Origin of the sequence: Persicimonas caeni, assembly GCF_006517175.1 — a bacterium.
In the GTDB taxonomy this organism is placed as follows: domain Bacteria; phylum Myxococcota_A; class Bradymonadia; order Bradymonadales; family Bradymonadaceae; genus Persicimonas; species Persicimonas caeni.
Genome location: NZ_CP041186.1, coordinates 7,812,501 through 7,831,186, shown reverse-complemented (window position 1 = coordinate 7,831,186; position 18,686 = coordinate 7,812,501). Strand labels below are relative to the sequence as shown.

10 protein-coding genes and 2 rRNA genes (1 of these 12 only partly in view) are annotated in these 18,686 nt (G+C 62.3%); 6 read left to right on the top strand and 6 right to left on the bottom strand.

The genetic code is table 11. The features are described 5' to 3' along the window. The first annotated feature begins 254 nt into the window (after positions 1–254). Positions 255–1,826, top strand: coding sequence for a hypothetical protein (locus FIV42_RS29130; protein WP_141201103.1), 1,572 nt, complete (start codon positions 255–257; stop codon positions 1,824–1,826). Here FIV42_RS29130 and FIV42_RS29125 read toward each other — a convergent pair. Continuing rightward, entirely contained in the window at positions 1,823–2,821 is a 999-nt protein-coding gene (locus FIV42_RS29125) for an AraC family transcriptional regulator (RefSeq protein WP_141201102.1), read from the bottom strand. The two genes, FIV42_RS29130 and FIV42_RS29125, sit on opposite strands and share 4 nt — an antisense overlap. Positions 2,822–2,963: 142 nt before the next feature. Between FIV42_RS29125 and FIV42_RS29120 the strand changes: the two genes are divergently transcribed. Further along, positions 2,964–4,136: an FAD-dependent monooxygenase gene (locus FIV42_RS29120; RefSeq protein ID WP_141201101.1), complete on the top strand. Its 1,173-nt coding sequence runs from the start codon at positions 2,964–2,966 to the stop codon at positions 4,134–4,136. Between the two features lie 30 nt (positions 4,137–4,166). On the opposite strand, the gene FIV42_RS29115 is transcribed toward FIV42_RS29120, so the two are convergent. Together FIV42_RS29115 and fni are read right to left on the bottom strand one after the other, a co-directional pair. Continuing rightward, positions 4,167–4,607 (bottom strand): GyrI-like domain-containing protein, encoded by a 441-nt coding sequence (locus FIV42_RS29115; RefSeq protein WP_141201100.1) that lies wholly within the window; start codon positions 4,605–4,607, stop codon positions 4,167–4,169. A gap of 42 nt (positions 4,608–4,649) precedes the next feature. Further along, positions 4,650–5,729 carry a type 2 isopentenyl-diphosphate Delta-isomerase gene (gene fni, locus FIV42_RS29110; protein WP_141201099.1) on the bottom strand — a complete coding sequence of 360 codons (1,080 nt, stop codon included), beginning with the start codon at positions 5,727–5,729 and terminating at the stop codon, positions 4,650–4,652. A 203-nt stretch (positions 5,730–5,932) separates the two neighbouring features. On the opposite strand from fni, the gene FIV42_RS29105 reads away from it, so the two are divergent. After that, positions 5,933–7,672 carry a serine/threonine-protein kinase gene (locus tag FIV42_RS29105; protein ID WP_168211019.1) on the top strand — a complete coding sequence of 580 codons (1,740 nt, stop codon included), beginning with the start codon at positions 5,933–5,935 and terminating at the stop codon, positions 7,670–7,672. A 26-nt stretch (positions 7,673–7,698) separates the two neighbouring features. On the opposite strand, the gene FIV42_RS29100 is transcribed toward FIV42_RS29105, so the two are convergent. Further along, positions 7,699–9,144, bottom strand: coding sequence for a sigma 54-interacting transcriptional regulator (locus FIV42_RS29100; RefSeq protein WP_141201097.1), 1,446 nt, complete (start codon positions 9,142–9,144; stop codon positions 7,699–7,701). A gap of 98 nt (positions 9,145–9,242) precedes the next feature. On the opposite strand from FIV42_RS29100, the gene FIV42_RS29095 reads away from it, so the two are divergent. Further along, positions 9,243–11,582 (top strand): serine/threonine-protein kinase, encoded by a 2,340-nt coding sequence (locus FIV42_RS29095; RefSeq protein ID WP_141201096.1) that lies wholly within the window; start codon positions 9,243–9,245, stop codon positions 11,580–11,582. 8 nt (positions 11,583–11,590) lie between these two features. On the opposite strand, the gene sppA is transcribed toward FIV42_RS29095, so the two are convergent. Together sppA and FIV42_RS29085 are read right to left on the bottom strand one after the other, a co-directional pair. Further along, positions 11,591–14,122, bottom strand: a complete 2,532-nt coding sequence (gene sppA, locus FIV42_RS29090; protein ID WP_168211018.1) for a signal peptide peptidase SppA — start codon at positions 14,120–14,122, stop codon at positions 11,591–11,593. Between the two features lie 248 nt (positions 14,123–14,370). Beyond that, positions 14,371–15,423 (bottom strand): hypothetical protein, encoded by a 1,053-nt coding sequence (locus FIV42_RS29085; protein WP_146983786.1) that lies wholly within the window; start codon positions 15,421–15,423, stop codon positions 14,371–14,373. A gap of 1,093 nt (positions 15,424–16,516) precedes the next feature. Here FIV42_RS29085 and FIV42_RS29080 point away from each other — a divergent pair. After that, positions 16,517–18,051 (top strand): 16S ribosomal RNA (locus FIV42_RS29080). Between the two features lie 393 nt (positions 18,052–18,444). Next, positions 18,445–18,686: ribosomal RNA gene (locus tag FIV42_RS29075) — 23S ribosomal RNA — on the top strand (it continues 2,799 nt past the right edge of the window). The 16S and 23S rRNA genes sit together here, the layout of an rRNA operon.

The window sequence follows — 18,686 nt, the reverse complement described above, 5'->3', positions numbered from 1 at the left end:
TGGGGCGCGGTCGTCGCGACCGCCGGCGGTGCCTCTGGCCCGCCGAACGTGTGTGGCGGTCGCCTGGCGACCGTACTGCTGGTTCGGGTCGGAATCCCTTGGTTGCTGAGGGGGCTTCTCTGCAGATGCGCACTTCAGGCTCGCCGCATGCTGTCACGTTAGCAGGGTTGCCAGTCGCGGTGAGATCCAGCACGCTGAGTCGGTAACCGATGTCGGCGACGACACGCACGACGTTCATTGCACGACTCCGCGCTATGCCACGACACCTACGATCCCTCTCGACGCTGCTGGGCCTGACGGTGGTCCTCGCCGCCGCATGCAGCGACGAAGACTTCAAAGATCCAAAAATCTTTGCCGGGGGCGGTGAGGACGCCGGTGTGGCGGACGAGGCCGATGCGTCGGATGCGGACGATGTGCGCGGCGAGGACGGCGGGGCGGTCGATCCGCGCTGCGAGGGGCGCCAAGCCGGTGCGACCTGCGAGCTCGCCAACGCGACCGGTGTGTGCGTGGACGGCGAGTGCCAGTTTTTGTCGTGCGCCTCGGGCTTTCGAAGCTGCGATGGCGATACGTCGAACGGCTGCGAGACCGATATCACCCGCGAGGAAACCTGCGGGACGTGCGGGGTGAGTTGCGAGGCGCCCCAGACTTGTCAGCTCAGCCGGGCCGGTTGGGTGTGCAGCGTGGGGCCCGTGTGTCGTGACGAGGCCTATGATCTGGATGGTGACGTTCGAAATGGGTGCGAGTGGGAGAGCGATTGGGCTGAAGATGGCGTTTTGAGCCCGCCGACTCTGCGTCCCGACGTAGCGGTCGAGCTGCCAAATGGGGCGTTTGCGGTGGCCGGAAACGATACGCAGTCGCGCCTGGTTACCTCAACGCAGACGACGCGTCCGGCCGACGCGCTTCCGGTCGCCTTCGACGCGAACGACCCCGTCCGGGCGCGCGACGCGGTCTCGCTGACGGACGGGCGCGAGGCGGTCGTGGCCGTGGCGTGGACGGACGCGGTTACGTTGTCGAGCGCTGACCGTTCGACCGCCCAGGACGGTGTGTTCGAGTACGCCTGCGAGGATGCCGAAGGTTCGACGGCACGTGAGTTTCGCGCCGTTGCAGGCGCCCAAGACTCGCCGCTCTTTGTGGCGACTACCGACGAGGTGCTCCGGGTCGACCGCGACTGCCTGCATATTGGCCGCTCCTGCACCCAATCCTCGGCCTCTTTCGGCCAATCCGATTACCTCGCCGCGTTCTATCCCGCCGCCGACGCTTCCTGCAGCGTCTGTACGCCGTCGACCAGCGAATGCCCGATCTTCGAGCCGGTCGACGTCCAATACTTGCCTGTGTCGAGCGACCTGCTCGTGGTGACCCGGCGCGGCTTCGTTATTCTCGAGCGATCCGGCGATGACTTCGCGATCGGAAGTCGCTTCGAGGCCCCCGCCGACGATAGCGTTCCTCGCTACGTCACGGGCGCGGCGGTCGAGGATGCGTCGAGCGTGCGCGTCTACCTCCTCGATGACGCCTCCAACCTGCACAGCTTTGTCGTCGACGACGGCGGCATTCGCCCCGTCGGGGCAGCGGTGGGGCTCTCGGCGGCGCACGAGTCGGCGCGGCTCACGGCGGCGCCGGATGGATCGTTGCTGGTCACCGACGATCGCCGGGCGTGGCTCGTCCGCCTGATGGAGCGAAGTGCGCGCATCGAGGCGCTTTCGGAGCCGGAGGTCTTTCTGGGCGACGAGCGGATCTTGTTTGGCGCGGGGTATGCGGCGGGGGGCGATGAGTTTTCGTTGTTGTATTACGGGGTGGGGCGCTACTACCTGCGACATGTCGCGCGTTAGCGCCGGCGTTCGCGAAACTCGGCGGGCGATTCGCCCGTCCAGCGCCGAAAGGCGCGCGTGAAGTTGGCCGCCTCGGCGTAACCCAACCGCTCGGCGATCTGGAAGATGGCGAGGTCGTCGTCGCGCAGGAGGCGCTCGGCGAGGCGGCGGCGTACGTCGTCGTGAATCTGGGTGTAGGTCACGTCTTCGTCGCGCAACCGGCGTTGCATGGTGCGAACGCTCACCCCGAGGTCGGTCGCGACGTCCTCCTGGGCGAGCAGGACGTCGTCGAGGCGGGCCTCGATGACCGCGGCCACGCGGTGGCGAAACGGTGAGTCGACGCGCTTGTCGAGCCGCTCTTCGGCCAACCTCTTCAAGAAGCCCGCCACGGCCGGATCGGCGTCGGCGATCGGCTCGGAGAGCAATTCCATCGGCAAAATCACCGCGTTGGCGGGCTGCTCGAATCGAACAGGCGCGGGGAGATACTCGGCGTAGATGTCGAGAGGGTGCAGCGGTGCGTGCGCGAAGTGAACCTGCACCTCGACGGCGGCCGACAGCCAGTCGCGCAAGGTGTGCACGGCCGCGCCGACCATGCCCTCGAGCGGGTGCGCCAGCTCGAGGACGCGCGGGTGGTGGTGGAACTCGACGCGAAGCCCTTCGCGCTCGACGCTCGTGCGCAGGTCGAGCACCGGGTCGATCAACGCCTGATAGCGCGCCATGCGCTCGAAGACCTGCTCGACGTCCTCGCTGTGTCGAAAGAGGTGGCCGGCCAGCCCGAACGTGTCGGGGCGCATCGTCTGTGCGAGCATCAACCCCAGCGGCTCGGCGGGGCGCGCGTTGATCATGAACTGCCACAGTCGAATGGGCGCTTCGAACGGAATCGGCGCCTCGAGTGTAGCGAGCTGCTCGGGTCGAAGGTCTGCGGCCGCCAGCGCCTGCTGACGCTCGAGCCCGAGCGACTCGGCAAAGCCGAGCAGGGCGAGGGCGACGGCGGCGTCCAAGTTGGTTTCTTGCATGGCAGTAGGTTGCTCGCGTCAGTTGGGCTGGCATCAAGTGACAGGATCTTGGCGCCTGACGATAAGGCGGGCGCACCACGCGCACCTTACTCTAACGCCCGTGGATGGTTCCAGATGCCTTCAACAGCGACAGGAGTAACTCATGCGTCCATCAAATGTGATCATCATCGGCGGCGGCATCGGCGGGCTGACGCTCGCCCGCGCCCTAGAACAGCGAAATATCGAGGCGACGGTCTACGAGCAGGCCCCCGCGTTGCGCGAAGTGGGCGCGGGGATCGGGCTTTGGAGCAACGCGGTCAGCGTGCTCGACAGCCTGGGCTACGCCGAGGCCATGGTGGAGTTGGGTGCGGCGGTCGATTACGGCGAGTTCGTGGCGCCCTCGGGCGAGGTGCTGGCGCACTACGCGATCGCCGATTTGCTCGACGGCATCGAGCTCGACGCCGCACCGAGAATCGTCCATCGCGGCGCGCTGCTCGAGATGCTCGCCGAAGGGCTCGAGTCGACGTCGATCGTTTTTGGCAAAGGGTGTGTGTCGGTCGACGCAGACGGCGCACGACCGGCCGCGCACTTCGAGGACGGCTCGAGCGCCACGGCCGATCTGATCGTCGGGGCGGACGGGCTCTGGTCCCGTGTGCGCGCGTCGATCTGGGGAGAGGAGCCGCCGCGCTACAGCGGCGAGTATTGCTTTCGCGGGCTGGCCTACGGTGTCGACACCGACGTGGGCTATCTGCGTGAGCTCCAGGGGAAGGGGCGGCGCTTCGGGTTGGCGCCGCTGGGCGAGGAGCTCACGTATTGGTGGGCGACGTGGCGAACCGGGCGCGACTTCTCGCTCGACCGCGATGAGTACGCGTCGTTTTTGTCGGAGCGCTTCGCCGGTTGGCCGCTGCGCATCCCGCAATTCATCGCCGAGACGCGCCCGGAGGATATCCACCTCGACGCGCTCTACGACAGGCGGCCGCGCGACGCGTGGAGCCGGGGCGCGGTGACGCTTCTTGGAGATGCCGCCCACCCGACCACGCCGAATTTGGGGCAGGGCGGGTGTATGGCGATCGAGGACGCCGGAATGTTGGCCGAGCTCTTGGTTCGCCGCGAGACGCTCGACGAGGCCTTGGATGCCTACGAGCGCCTGCGCATCCCCCGCACATCGAAGCTCGTCAATGATTCGTGGCGGTTCGGCAAGATCGGCCAGTGGCGCAACCCCGCGGCGGTGTGGCTGCGCAAGACGGCCGCGCGCCTTGCGCCGGCGAGCGTGATGCGCGCTCAGCTGGTCGACAAGATCGGCTACGACGCCATGGCGGCGGCGCGCGGCCTATAGGCGGCTGATGCCGCGTCAATCGCTGTTGCCTTAGGGCGACGGTTGGCGCAGCCTGACCAACAATTCGATGGGGCCCTCGTCGTCGAGGGGATGGAACACGACGAAGACGTGCTCGGTGGGGTGCTCGTTTTCGTCGGCCCACTGGCGCATCGTACCGATGCTGCCGGCGATGCCCTCGACCGGTCCGTGGTGGGAGAACTGGACCCAGCGGGCGGACGGGAGATCGAGGGTCTCCATGCCTTCGGGTGGCTCGGCGTCCGCCTCGACCTCGACGCCCACAAATTGGGTGTAGACGCCGTCTTCAATACCCAGCGACACACTGAGAAGGTGCTCGCCGGTGCGGCCGTCGACCTCGTCGAGCCTATCGAGCAGGCGCTCGTTGGCCTCGGGGACGCGGGAGGAGATCTCCTCCAGAGGAGCGGTGACGTAAAAACCGACGAGGTGAAATGCGTCTCTGATCCTGAGCTTCATGTTCTCCTTCGTAGTGTTGGCGGTTCGTGAACGGGCTGTGGCTCAGTGCCGCGGCGAGACCTGGTCGGCGCGCGCTTCGGTCCAGCGGCGCAGATTCGGGCCGAGCACGCGCGGCGCCTCTTGCAGCTCGGCGATACTCGCCGAACCGGTGAGCAAGCACGCGACGCGCAGCGCCTGAATGGTCGTCCGACCGAATTGCATCGCGGCGTCGTGCCCCTCGTGGAACGCGGCCTTGAGCCAGGGAAGGGCCATGCCGGCGATGTCGGCGCCCAGTGCGATGGCGCGCGCGCAGTCCAAGCCGGTGCGAAGCCCGCCCGAGCCGATGACGTTTAGGTTTCGCGCCTTGGCGAACGAGATCGCCGCGCCGGTGGGCACGCCCCAATCCCAGAACATCTCGCCGATGGTCGCCTTCTCGGGGGAGGTGCGAAGGGTTTCGACGCCCACCCAGGTCGTGCCGCCGGCGCCGGAGGTGTCGACCCACTCGACGCCGGTGCTCGCGATCTTGTCGAGCGCGGCGGGGCTCAGCCCGCAGCCGGTCTCTTTGGCGATGACGGGCACCGAGAGCTCGTCGACCAGGCGCGCCAGGCCGTCGACGCAGCCGCGAAAGTCGCGGTCGCCTTCGGGCTGGATCATCTCTTGGCCCGGGTTCAGGTGCACGCACAGCGCGTCGGCGCCGATGCCGCCGACGAGGTCTTCGATCTCGGCGGTGCTCGACTCGGCGGCCTGCACGGCGCCGACGTTGCCGAAGAGCAGGATATCGGGGGCGACCTCGCGCACCTGATAGGTGTCGGCGAGTTCGGCGTGCTTCATCATGGCGCGCTGACTGCCCACGCCAAAGGCGATGCCGAGCTCTTGGGCGACGCGGGCGAGCGTCTCGTTGATCTCGCGGGCGCGCTCGGCGCCGCCGGTCATGCCGGTGATCAGCAGCGGCGCGGCCAGCGTCTTGCCCATGACCGACACGCTCAAGTCGATCGCGTCGATGGAGAGTTCGGGCAGCGAGTCGTGCAAAAGCTCGACTTCTTCGAGGAGCGTGGTCTTGCCTCGATACTCGACCTCGTCTTCGGCGCAGAGGTCGATATGGTCGAGCTTTCGCTGGGAAATGTCGGCGTTTTGATCAGTCATATGTACGAATCGGAAGAGGTGGCCGGTTGTTTGTGGTTGTTAGATGCAGCGAACGTCGAAATAACACACTTGGTTCGAGCGCGCGATGTCTCGACCAGAGTCGTTGACGCTACACAACATGGAAACCTATACTCCCGAATCACGAGCCATCCATACCGATGGCAGGAACTTCGCTAGCACAGGCGAGTGTCGTGGAACGACCGATGCTTTTTGGGAAATACTGCCTCCTCGAGCGCGTCAGCGTCGGGGGCATGGCAGAGATCTTTCGGGCCAAGCCGTTTAACGCCCCCGAAAGCCAGAAGCACCTTGCCCTCAAGCGCATCCTGCCGCATCTGGCCGAGGACGACGAGTTCGTCCAGATGTTCATCGACGAGGCCAAGCTGACCGTCCAGCTGATCCACCCCAATATCGTGCGCACGTACGAGCTGGGGCGGTTCCACACCTCGCCGTATATCCTGATGGAGTTCATCAGCGGCCAGGATATCCTGGAGCTGCAGCGAAAGTTGCGTGAGCAGCGTCGCATCATGAGCGTGGCCATGTGCTGCTACATCGCCCGCGAGATCGCCACCGGTCTCGACTATGTGCACGCCAAGAACGACGAAAATGGCGACCCGCTCAATATCATCCACCGGGACATCTCGCCGCAGAACGTGCTGGTTACCTATGGCGGCAAGGTCAAGATCATCGATTTTGGCATCGCCAAGGGCACGTTCCAGGAGACGCGCACTCAGGTCGGCGTGCTCAAGGGCAAATTCGGCTACATGAGCCCCGAGCAGGTGCGCGGCGAGGCCATCGACCACCGCAGTGACTTGTTCTCGGTGGGGATTTTGCTGTGGGAGATGCTGACCAACCGACGACTCTTCCGCGGCGACAACGAGTACGAGACGCTGCAGATGGTGCGAGACCCCGACATCGCGCCGCCGAGTCAGAAGAACTCCCAGATTCCGCCCGAGGTCGATCGCATCGTGGCCAAGGCGTTGGCGGCCGACGCCAACGAGCGCTTCCAGTCGGGCCGCGAGCTCGCCGCGGCGCTCGACAGCTTTTTGATGTCGCTCAACCCGCCCTATGGCGCCGAGAATCTGTCGCAGTGGATGGCGGACATGTTCAGCGAACCGCTGGCCGCCGAGCGTCAGAAGCGTCAGTTCTTCCGCCGGATTCGCACGCCCGACGACGTGCGCCGGCTGGCTCGCGAGGCCGAAGGCGAGGACACCCGTCCCGACGAGGACGCGCCCACATCGGAGCACCAAGCGCTGTGGGCCGCCGACATCTCGCCCGAAGAGAACGTCGATGTCGATCGCTTCGCCAGCGAGCACACGGTGGTGGCCGCCGGTGGCTTCGACGCGGCTCAATTTGCGGCCGAAGCCGAAGAAGACGTCATCGCGCTCGACGTCGATGACATCATCGAGATCGAGGGCGACAACTCCGGCCTCGAAACTGTCGATTTGGATCGCGGCGTGGCCGTGGCCAACGACGAGACGATGGCGCTGAGTCGCTCGGACGCGCTCAGCTCGGCAGAATTTGCCAGCCACGGCACCCCCAAGAGTATCCCGAACCCGTCCAGTGTGCGCCGGAAGCGTCGCAAGAAGAAGTATCTGGCGGCTGCGGCCGTTCTGATGTTGTTGCTCGCCGGCGGCGCGACGCTGTATCTGTGGGTCAACCGACCGCAAGGACCGGCACCCGAGGCCAAGGCGGCCCCAGCCCCTCAAAAACCCGCGACGCTGGTGATCAGCGTCTCGCCGCCTACGGGCGTGCGCATCACGGTCGATGGAACAGAGAAGGGCACGAGCTCACCGGTGACGGTGCCCAACCTCGAGCCGGGCGTGCATACCCTGGTGATCGAGCATCCCCACTACAAATCTCACGAACAAAAAATCGAGCTCGGCTCGGGTGGCTTCGAGAGTCTCGACATCGAGCTCGAGCCGAACGCGCAGGGCGCGCGCTGAGCGCTGCCGGTCGGACGACTCGACGACTAGATTTCGTCGATGTCGATGTCGTGCTTGTACATCAGCTTTCGGAAGTACTTGCGGTCGATGTCGGCTTCACGTGACGCCGAGCTGATGTTGCCGCTGTGGCGGGCGAGGAGAGTGGCGATATAGTCCTTCTCGAAGCTCGCAATCCACTCCTCTTTGGCGCGCTTGAAGGGCATATCGTTGAGCTCGGAGCGTCGCGGCAGGTCGGCCATGTCGGAGCGATCGCTGTCGCGCCGGCCGGGGGTGAGCATCAAGCCGCCGTCCTCGTCGCCGGTCACATAACCGGGAAGCTCCTCGCAGGTGATGCAGTCGCCGCGGGCAAACGAGCAACCTCGCTCGATGATATTGACCAGCTCGCGCACGTTACCCGGCCAGTCGTAGTCGGTAAGCACGTCGAGCGCCTCGCGGCTGATGGTCTTGACCTTGTGGTTGCCCTCGTGATCGCGGTTGAAGCCGAGCTGGCTCAGGAAGTGACGGGTCAGAAGAGGGATATCCTCGATGCGCTCGCGAAGCGGCGGCAAGTTGAGCCGCACCACGCTGAGCCGATAGAACAGGTCCTCGCGGAAGCGTCCTGCATCGACCTCCTCGGCGAGCGACCGGTTGGTCGCCGCGATGACGCGCACGTTGACAGGAATCGGCTTGTTGGAGCCGACGCGGCGCACCTCGCGCTGCTCGAGCACGCGCAACAACTTGGGCTGCAGGTCGAGCGACAGCTCGCCGAGCTCGTCCAAAAAGATGGTGCCGCCCTCGGCCATTTCGAAGAGGCCTTTGCGCGTCATCACCGCCCCGGTGAAGCTCCCCTTTTCGTGGCCGAACAGCTCGCTCTCGATGAGGTTGGCGGGAACCGCGCCGCAGTCGAAGACGGTGAACGGCTGGTCTTTGCGCGCGCTCAACTGGTGAATGGTGCGCGCGACCACCTCTTTGCCGGTGCCGGTCTCGCCTTCGATGATTACCGTGGCGCCGGTGGGCGCGATCTTCTCGATGATGCCGAAGATCTCGCGCATCTTGACGCTTTTGCCGACGATGTCGCCCAGCCGCTCCGACGTGCTGGGGGTGATGGGCACTTGCTCGTCGACCGGATTGAACCGAATCTGCGTGTTGCCCACGCCGAGCACCGAACCCGGGGCCAGGTAGGCTTCGCGCACCTGGACTCCGTTGACGTAGGTCCCGTTGGTGCTCCCCTGGTCGATGATGAGGGTGTGCGGGCCGTCCTGGACGATGCGGCAATGCTCGCGGCTGACGGTGTCGTCATCGAGCGGGATGTCGTTGTCTTCGAGCGTGCCGAGCGTGATGACGTCCTGGTCGAAGGTGTACTCGCGCGCCTCGTCGACGCCGGGGTTGACGACCAAGTGGGTTTTGCGAAGGTGAAGAGTCCTCGGCTCGCCATTGACGTAGGCAATTTTGGTGGGCTGAGCCTCGTCGGGAAACCGCTCGTGGGGCGCCATTTTTGCTCGCAGAAATAGGTGCTGTGAAAAACGGTGGTGACGACTACAATGCTAGCGCAGCTGCAGCCAATTCAGCGGAGTCAGGACACGTCGTCGATATGGTAGAAAGCGCAGAGTCCTTTGGCAAGTACACCCTGCTCGAGAAGATCGCTGTGGGGGGGATGGCAGAGATCTATCGGGCGAAGACGGTTGGTCTGGGCGGCTTCGAAAAGCTGCTGGCCATCAAGCGTTTGCACCCTCAGTTTGGCGACGAGCACGACGTCACCAAGATGCTCGTCGACGAGGCGCGTATCGCCGTGCAGCTGACCCATCCCAACATCGCCCAGATCTTCGACCTGGGGTGCATCGACGAGCAGTACTTCATCGCGATGGAGTTCATCGACGGCGTCGACCTGCACCAACTCAACAAGCGACAGCGCGAGCGCGGCCGCGCCATTCCCGAGCCGGCGGTCGTCTTCGCCATGGCCGAAGCGCTGGGCGGGCTGCACTTTGCCCACACCCGAAAGGGGCCCGACGGAAGCCCGCTGCAGATCGTCCACCGGGACGTCTCCCCGCAGAACATCATGATCAGCCATGAAGGGGAGGTGAAGCTCGTCGACTTTGGCATTGCCAAGGCCGATGTACGCGCCCAGGAGGACACCCAGCACGGCATCATCAAGGGCAAATTCTACTATATGTCGCCCGAGCAAGCTCACGGACACCACATCGATGCGCGCACGGACGTCTTCGCCGCCGGCATGGTGCTCTACGAGTTGCTCGCCGGGGACAACCCGTATGCACGTATCCAAGAGTACGAGTTGCTCAAAGCGGTTCGACGGGCAGATTTTCCGTCCATCTCGGCGGTGGTGCCCCAGATCGATCCCGAGCTCGCCAATATTGTGAGCAAGGCGACTCAGCGAGATGCGAATTACCGGTTTCAGAGTGCCCAAGAGATGCAGTTGGCGCTCATGCAGTACCTGGACCGTCGGCACGGTCCGTATCGGCGCATGAAGCTCGCCGAAGTCATCGGCGACGCCGGGAGCAACCCCTGGGATTCGGCCGAGGACAGCGCGCTCATGTCGCGCCTCGACTACGAGGCCAATGAGGCAAGCGTCATCTTCGAGCCGGGAACGCCGCTGTCGAGCGAGATCGACACGGGGGCGACCGACGAGTTTAGTGACAACCCGTTCGACGAAGACGAACCCACCCAGCTCTGGACCCCGGGCGCCCCCACCCCGGCGGAGAGTGGTCAGCGTCGAGACGAGGCGCCGGCCAAAGGGCAGGGCGGCTTGTCGGCCCCACAATTCATGGATTTGAGCGGGTTTGGCTCCGGCAACGTCCCGGCCCCCAAAGGAGCGACGACTGCGACGAAGCTCCCGCTCCACGAGCGCGTGCTTCCGGGCTGGCTCACGCGCACGCACCTGGTCTTTGGCGGTATCGCCATGATGGTGACTGTGCTCGCCGGCGTGCTCGCGTTTGTGCTCATCGACGAGGAACCGAGTGCAGATCCGCCAAAGGCGCATGCCAAAAGTGAGGGCGGCCCGCAGGCAGCGGTGGCACCGGCTGATAACACCGGCACGGTCGATGTCCGCGTCACCTCGACGCCGCGAGGCGCCAAAGTCGAACTCGATGGCGAAAGCATGGGCTTCACGCCCACCGTGCTCGAGGGTATATCGACGGCGGAGACTTACGACTTGAAGTTGTCGATGGAGGGGTTCGAGGCCGTCGAGCGGACGATTCAGCCCAACCGGGAGACCACCCAGCTCGAGTTCGAACTTCCCTCGGGCGGTGCGGTTTTGAAGGTCGCCACGTATCCGCCCGACGCGCGTATCGAAGTCGACGGCAAAGAGATTGGAAAGTCGCCAGTCGACGTGCCCGGTTTGTCGCGCAACGACACGCACCAGATCGTCGCCACGCTCGAAGACGGGCGAACCACGACCCGAAAGGTCGCGTGGGAGTCCGATGATGGACGCGTCAAACAGATCGAGCTGAGGTTCGACACGAAAGAAGAAGCGCGCGAGGAGCCGCAGGTGGAAGAGCGCGCCGAGAAAGCAACCACGAGCCGAAAGGCTCGGCGGCGCCCCAAGCGACGAACCACGTCGCGTCGACGCAAACGTAGCGAACCGTCGAAGGCCGCCAATTTGGATATCTGGGGAGACTCGAACGAGACGGAAGAGAGTTCGAGCACATCGGCCAAGTCGCCTCAGAAGCTCGATATTTGGGGCAACGGCGACAACGACGCCGCCAAGAAGGGTCACTTGTCGGTGCGTATCTCAGGGAAGGGCAAGGTGTATGTCGACGGGAGGCTTATCGCCGACAACACCTCGAGCGTGAAGCATTCACTCGAGCCGGGCACCTATGGGGTGCGCGTCTACTTCACACGGCTCAAGCGCTACTCCGCCACCAAGCAACTTCGCGTTCGCAGCGGCAAGACGACCACAGCCTCCTTCTCGCCGTAAGCTCTGCGCTAGTCGATTTCGACGACGTGCGGCAGCAGCATCAACGGCTCGCCATCCTCGTACAACGCGGGCAGCAGGATGCCTTTGCCCAACCGTCGCACCAGGGAGCCGAGGGCCGCATCGGCCGAGAAGGCGACAGGCTCCTGTTGGCCGAATAGCTTGCGCGCCAGTTTGGCGGTCACCGACGTGTCGCTCGCGTCGAACAGACCGAGGCTCTCGGGGTACAACTCGTAGGTGACCTCACCGCGGCGAACCCCGGCCAATTCCTCCGCGCGTCGAATCGCGTCCATCAACCCGCCCAATTGGTCGACGAGTTTCTTGTCCTCGGCGCTGACGCCGTCCCAAATACGTCCGCGGCCGACAGCGTCGACCTCCTCGGGGCTCAGCGGACGAGTGCGCGCGACCTGCTGGATAAAGAGCTTGTAGAGGTAGGTGATCGAGCGGGCCACGCCCTTTTTCTCCTCTTCGGTCCACGGCTGGTAGATGTCGAAGGCGCCGCTTCGGTCACCGCGCTCGATCTTGGTCGAGCCGATGCCAATCACGTCGGCGAGCTTCGAGATGCTGAACTTGCCGGTGAAGATGCCAATCGAGCCGGTCAACGTGTTCGGAGAGGCAAAGATCTCGTCGGCACCGGCTGCTACGTAGTAGCCACCACTCGCCGCGATATTGCCCATAGAGGCGACCACCGGCTTTTTCTCGGCCAGCCGCCGCATCTCTCGATAGATGAGGTCGCTTCCCACGGCGCTGCCACCGGGGCTGTCGATGCGCACTACGACGGCGCGCACCAGTGGGTCGCGTCGAAGCTTGTCGAAAATCTGAGTCAGCGTGTCGCTTCCGGCGATGACCTCGTTGATGAACGGGGTTCTTCCCGAGCGTCCGCGCACAATCGACCCTTCGATGACGACGACTGCGATTTCGGGACGCGTGCCCCAGCGCATCTCCGCGGGCAACTTTTCGGGGTACTCCCGCTCGAGGGACACATGCGCGCCGAACTCGTCGCGCAACTTCTCCTCGACATTGTCCAAGTAGACGACTTTATCGATAAACCCTTCCTCTGCGGCCTGCGCCGGGAAGAGCGGCACCCGGTTGACCATCTCCTCGATCTTCTCGGCGTCCATGTCGAGGTCATTGGCAAGGGCTTGGATAGTGCGATTGAAGAGGCCGTCGAGGTAACGGGTCGTCTGCTCCAGCGCCTCCTTCGACGGCTGGCGGTAGGTGTAGGTCTCCGGCGCACTCTTGTAGCGACCGATGCGCAGGAACTCGGCCTGGATGCCCGCCTTGGCCAAGGTCTCGGAGTACGAGGTCAGGTTCAGGCTCAGCCCGTCGGGAGAGTAGGGCTCGGCAGGAATCAGCCAGACATGCTCGGTGACGCTCCCGAGGTAGGTCTCCCGATAGGTCGGGTTGGTCAACACCGTGACCGTCTCTTTGCCCGCCTTGCGCATGCGTTTGACGGCCTGACGCACCTCCCAGATCTGGGCGTAACCGAGATCGCTTTGGCCAACGTTGAGCACGACCCCTTCGACGGTCTCGTCTTCAGTGAGGTTTTCGAGTTCGACCAGAAGCGACATGAAGCTCGACGCCGACGGCCCGAAGAACCCCGAGACGGGCTGTTCGGCGATGCCGCCGGTGAGATCGACGAGCACCCAACGGCGCTGACGGCCGCCAAAGCCTCGTCGTTTGCCCTCGCTGACCCACGCCAGGTGCGTGTGTCCGAGGAAATCATTGTCGTCGCCGAAATCGGCGATGGCTGCAGTCTCTAAGCCCAGCACCGTCGTGTTGAGCGCGAGACCCAAGACGGTTTGGGCCCACGTTACCCTGCTCTCGTCGTTCTCGAACTCCATGTCCCACTCGGTGCGCCCGAAGAAGCGCACGCCGTCGATCGGCTCGATGAGCAGGCGAGGGCGCAAAAAGATGGAGTCGCCGTCGGAGGTGAATTCGAAGGTGGGATCGAGCAGGACGCGCCCATCGAAGAAACGCAGCGCCATGCCAATGGCCGTGCGAACGGGCAGGGCGTCGTCACCGTTCAAAAACGGTTGATTGAGGTCGCGTGCGCGCAAACCGAAGCCGACGTTGGCACTGGGGCGCCACATCAGACCGACGTCCCAACTGTCCAAATCATCGAGCAGCTCGCTGTCACTGCTGCCGAAGAAGTTGTAGGCAAAACCAAAGCTGAAATTCTCTTCGGTGCTCAACCCCAAGCCGAAGGTGTATTTGCGGTAATCGGAGAAGTCGACGTCCAGTTGCGGACGGTCGAGCCATTGCAGACCGAAACCAGCACCGATGGTGCCGTTTCCGCCGGCCAAGAAGAGCCCGGTGCCCTCGGGCTGTAGCCCCTCGAAGTCGCCGGTAGCTTGCTGCACGCCGACGGCCGCCTCGCCGTTTCGGATGAACCCGAGGCCAGCTGGGTTGAGCTCGAGGCTTATGGCGTCTGCTCGGGTGGTGACCGACTGATCCGGAAGAACCAGGCCGTTTGTCGGCGTCGGCTCGTCCTGAGCATCTGCCGAAGCGGGTAGGGCGAAGCATGTTGCGGCTGCTACCAACACGAGTATCGCGCGGTGCCGAGCCGCTACCAGACCATCTTCAATCATCTCAAGGCCCCGATCGAAGGGATTTTCAATATCAATCAATTGCGGACCGGGAAGTCGCACCACAAATATCAACAGCAGCGAATCCCTGCCCCATAGTTTGTGCACGCAGAGCAAAAAAGCCCGCCGAGAAGCTCGGCGGGCTGGAGTGTACATGACCAGCGCGGGAAGTCCACGCCGGCCATCACCTGGTGGTCCGGCGGTTAGTTGAAGTCGGCGTTGGCGCCGCCAGACTTGTTCTTCTTGTTAGGCACCGGCTGAGCAGGCATGCCGCCGCCTTGCATCTGCGACTGCGCCAGCTGCTTGATGCGCTGAACCATCGTATCAAACTCGGTGGCCGTCATTGTGGTCGTCGCGCGAAGCTTGGTGCCGTCCTGCTTGGTCGTCAGATTCGCGACCAGAGGACCAGCGCCGAGAATCGACAACATCGCAGCCTGACCGCCTTGTTGCTTGAGCGCCTTCATCTGCTCGACGGCACTCTTGGCATCTGCTTCGGAGGGCATATCAGCCAGCAACTCGAGGGCGAGGCCCTTGGCGATGTCTGCGCTCACCGCGATGCTCTTGGGCTGGGGGCTGCCGGCCGTCTGCTGCGTCTGCATCGTCGACGTGTCTCCCATCATCCAAAAGCCCTGGGATGTGTTGACCTCTCCCATCAGCTTCTTGAACACCTTGTTGGCTTGCACCGAGTGCTTGCCGCCGCCAAGGGCCTTGAACGCCCCCTTACGGTAAGCATCCGGGCCAGCCGTCACCCACAGAACGCCCTTTTTGGGAAACGTGAACTCGAATTCACCGCTCGAGTAGACCGTCGCCTTTCCCTTCTTGGTGCTCTTGAGCTCCTTGTTCTCCTTCTTGATGGCGGCCAGGAGCTTGTCATTATCGAAGCTCCCCGACACTGCCACCGTGAAGTTACGCTGCGGCTTCGAACTGTCGACCTGCGTGTCGGGCACACTCAGTGCAATTGCATCCAGGTCCTTGGTCAAATCGAGCTTGGCGTCCTTCTCGAGTACCTCCAAGAACTCTTGGTCACTGCCGCTATTCGCGCGCGCCCACGCGAGCGCTTCCTTATAATACTTGGACTGACTCAGCTTCGAGACGTTGAGCCCAACGACGAGTTGGCTAGAGGAGGGCAGATAGCGCGTCAACTTCTCCGCGCTCTGTGCCGCCGCCACGGACGGGGCCAGCCCGACCAGCACAAAAGCGGCCGCAAGAAGTAGGGGGGCGAAGCGATGATGTTTAGACCGACTGCGGTTCTTCAAGATTTGTCTCCTGCCTTTCTCGACATCTATGGAAATTTTTGTCTCGGACCTACGTTCTCTTTCTACTGGGACGCGCTCGATGCGGGCGGCATTCAATCGCCCCTTTGAGACGTGTCAGTGCAACATCAAATTAGGTGGCTGTGTTCCATAAGACAAGGCGGAGGCGGACCGTCTACGCCGAGTCGCGAACAAATACCTAAATACCCCTTGACGCGGCGGCGGTAAGCACTTACCTTCCGCCGCCCGCTGACGAAAAAGCCCACGTGGCTTCGAGTCGGCGGCGAGAGCCGAAACGCTGATTTCGAGAAAGCTCGAAAGAAACGAAAAAGGCTCTTGACGCGGCGGCGGTAAGCACTTACCTTCCGCCGCCCGCTGACGAAAAGCCTTACGGCTTCGGGTCAGCGCCCAGGAGCTCGATTGTCGCTTTCGGAAACGTTCGAAAGAAACGAAAAAAGCTCTTGACAGGCTGGAGCAGCGAACATATGCTCCGCCGCCCGCTGACAAAAAGCCCAACGGCTCGAGTCGGCGGCGAGAGGCTTCTCGGAATTTCGAACACGCTTCGAAAGTTTTGAAAAAGGCTCTTGACAGGCGGCGGCAACGAACATATGCTCCGCCGCCCGCTGATGAAAAAGCCGACACGGCTTAACATCGAGCGGCTCTTTGAAAACAGAATAGGAGTTCAGACAAGACGGCACGTCTTTCTTACTGAGTCTAACTCAGAAAAGGTAGTGCTCTTTGTTTGGCGAAGCTAGTGTGCAGACGAGTCGACCTCGTCGTGTGACGCGCGTCCCTCCAAAGGAGGGGCTCGGAGTTAGATGCCCGAAGCGCGCACGGCCCGAGCGCAAGGCTTTTCGAAAGTGGTTTCCTGACAGGTTCTTCTTTCTTAAGTCGCCACCTCTACTATAGAGGCGCAAGTGCTCGGTCATCAAAATCGACCAAAACCTGTACGCAGCTCTCCAAGCATAGCAGCCATCACACCTTCTTTAGTGGGTTCGCCCGCTAGACGAGAAGGACGTGTGTCGCAGCGAACGCTTGGCAACCAGCTCTTATACCTTTGAGAGATTGGTTGTTCATTATAGAGGAGCTCTATTTCAAACTGGAGAGTTTGATCCTGGCTCAGAACGAACGCTGGCGGCGTGCTTAACACATGCAAGTCGCACGAGAAAAGGACCTTCGGGTCCCGAGTAAAGTGGCGAATGGGTGAGTAACACGTGAGTAATGTGCCTCCGAGCGGGGGATAACTATCCGAAAGGGTAGCTAATACCGCATGAGACCACACCGGCTGCGGCCGGAGCGGTCAAAGCCTTCGGGCGCTCGGAGATCAGCTCGCGGTCTATTAGCTAGTTGGTGAGGTAAAAGCTCACCAAGGCCATGATAGATAGCTGGTCTGAGAGGACGATCAGCCACACTGGGACTGAGACACGGCCCAGACTCCTACGGGAGGCAGCAGTGGGGAATCTTGCGCAATGGGCGAAAGCCTGACGCAGCAACGCCGCGTGAGTGAAGAAGGCCTTCGGGTCGTAAAGCTCTGTCAGGAGGGAAGAAAACCCGCATTGTCGGGCATGACGGTACCTCCGAAGGAAGCACCGGCTAACTCCGTGCCAGCAGCCGCGGTAATACGGAGGGTGCAAGCGTTGTTCGGAATCATTGGGCGTAAAGCGCGCGCAGGCGGCCTATTAAGTCTGATGTGAAAGCCCGGGGCTCAACCCCGGAGGTGCATTGGAAACTGGTAGGCTTGAGTCCGAGAGGGGTCAGTGGAATTCGTGGTGTAGGGGTGAAATCCGTAGAGATCACGAGGAACACCAGTGGCGAAGGCGACTGACTAGATCGGAACTGACGCTGAGGCGCGAAAGCGTGGGTAGCAAACAGGATTAGATACCCTGGTAGTCCACGCCGTAAACGATGTTCACTAGTTGCTGGCTCAATTGAGAGTCCGTGACGAAGCTAACGCATTAAGTGAACCGCCTGGGGAGTACGGCCGCAAGGTTAAAACTCAAAGGAATTGACGGGGGCCCGCACAAGCGGTGGAGCATGTGGTTTAATTCGAAGCAACGCGAAGAACCTTACCTGGATTTGACATCCCGTGAACCTCTCCTAACCGAGAGGGTGCCCTTCGGGGAGCACGGTGACAGGTGCTGCATGGCTGTCGTCAGCTCGTGTCGTGAGATGTTCGGTTAAGTCCGGCAACGAGCGCAACCCCTATTCTTAGTTGCTACCAGGTCATGCTGGGCACTCTAAGGAGACTGCCGGAGTGAATTCGGAGGAAGGTGGGGATGACGTCAAGTCCTCATGGCCCTTATGTCCAGGGCTACACACGTGCTACAATGGTCGGTACAAAGGGTCAGCTAACTCGCGAGAGTGTGCCAATCCCAAAAAGCCGGCCTCAGTTCGGATTGCAGTCTGCAACTCGACTGCATGAAGCTGGAATCGCTAGTAATCGTGGGTCAGCATACCACGGTGAATACGTTCCCGGGCCTTGTACACACCGCCCGTCACACCATGGAAGTCGTTTGCTCCAGAAGTCGGTGACCCAACTTTTAGAGGGAGCCGCCGAAGGAGTGAACGGTGACTGGGGTGAAGTCGTAACAAGGTAGCCGTAGGGGAACCTGCGGCTGGATCACCTCCTTTACGGAGCATCTAGCTCTAATACGACTCGCATCTATGAGTGTCTCGCACACTTTGCCCTCCAAAGCGCACCGCCAAAGAAATCTACGTGCCGTCTTGTCTGAACTCCTTTCTGTATTCAAAGCCATAGCAGGTCTTTGAAAATTGCATAGGACAGTGTCTTTTGATGAGAGTGCGTTCTCTAGGATGGGAACAAACTCTCTCAGTCAGGCATCTTCCATCGACAGCTCATTACGAGCTGTGGATGAAACGATATACACTGATCCGATGGACCCTGGAATCGAGCAAGTAGGTCTTGCTCTTGATGATTCCAAAGGTTGTCCATCGAGACATCATTTAGAAACATCAAGCGCACTTTGTTGTGGTCTCTCGTTTGAGAGATACACATCATTCTTAGGTCAAGCTACTAAGGGCGTACGGTGGATGCCTTGGCGTTTGCTGGCGATGAAGGACGTGGAAGGCTGCGATAAGCCATGGGGAGCCGCCAAACAGGCCTCGATCCATGGATTTCCGAATGGGGAAACCCGGCCTGGATAATACCAGGTCATCCAACACTGAATACATAGGTGTTGGAGGCGAACTCGGAGAACTGAAACATCTCAGTACCCGAAGGAAAAGACATCAATTGAGATTCCCTC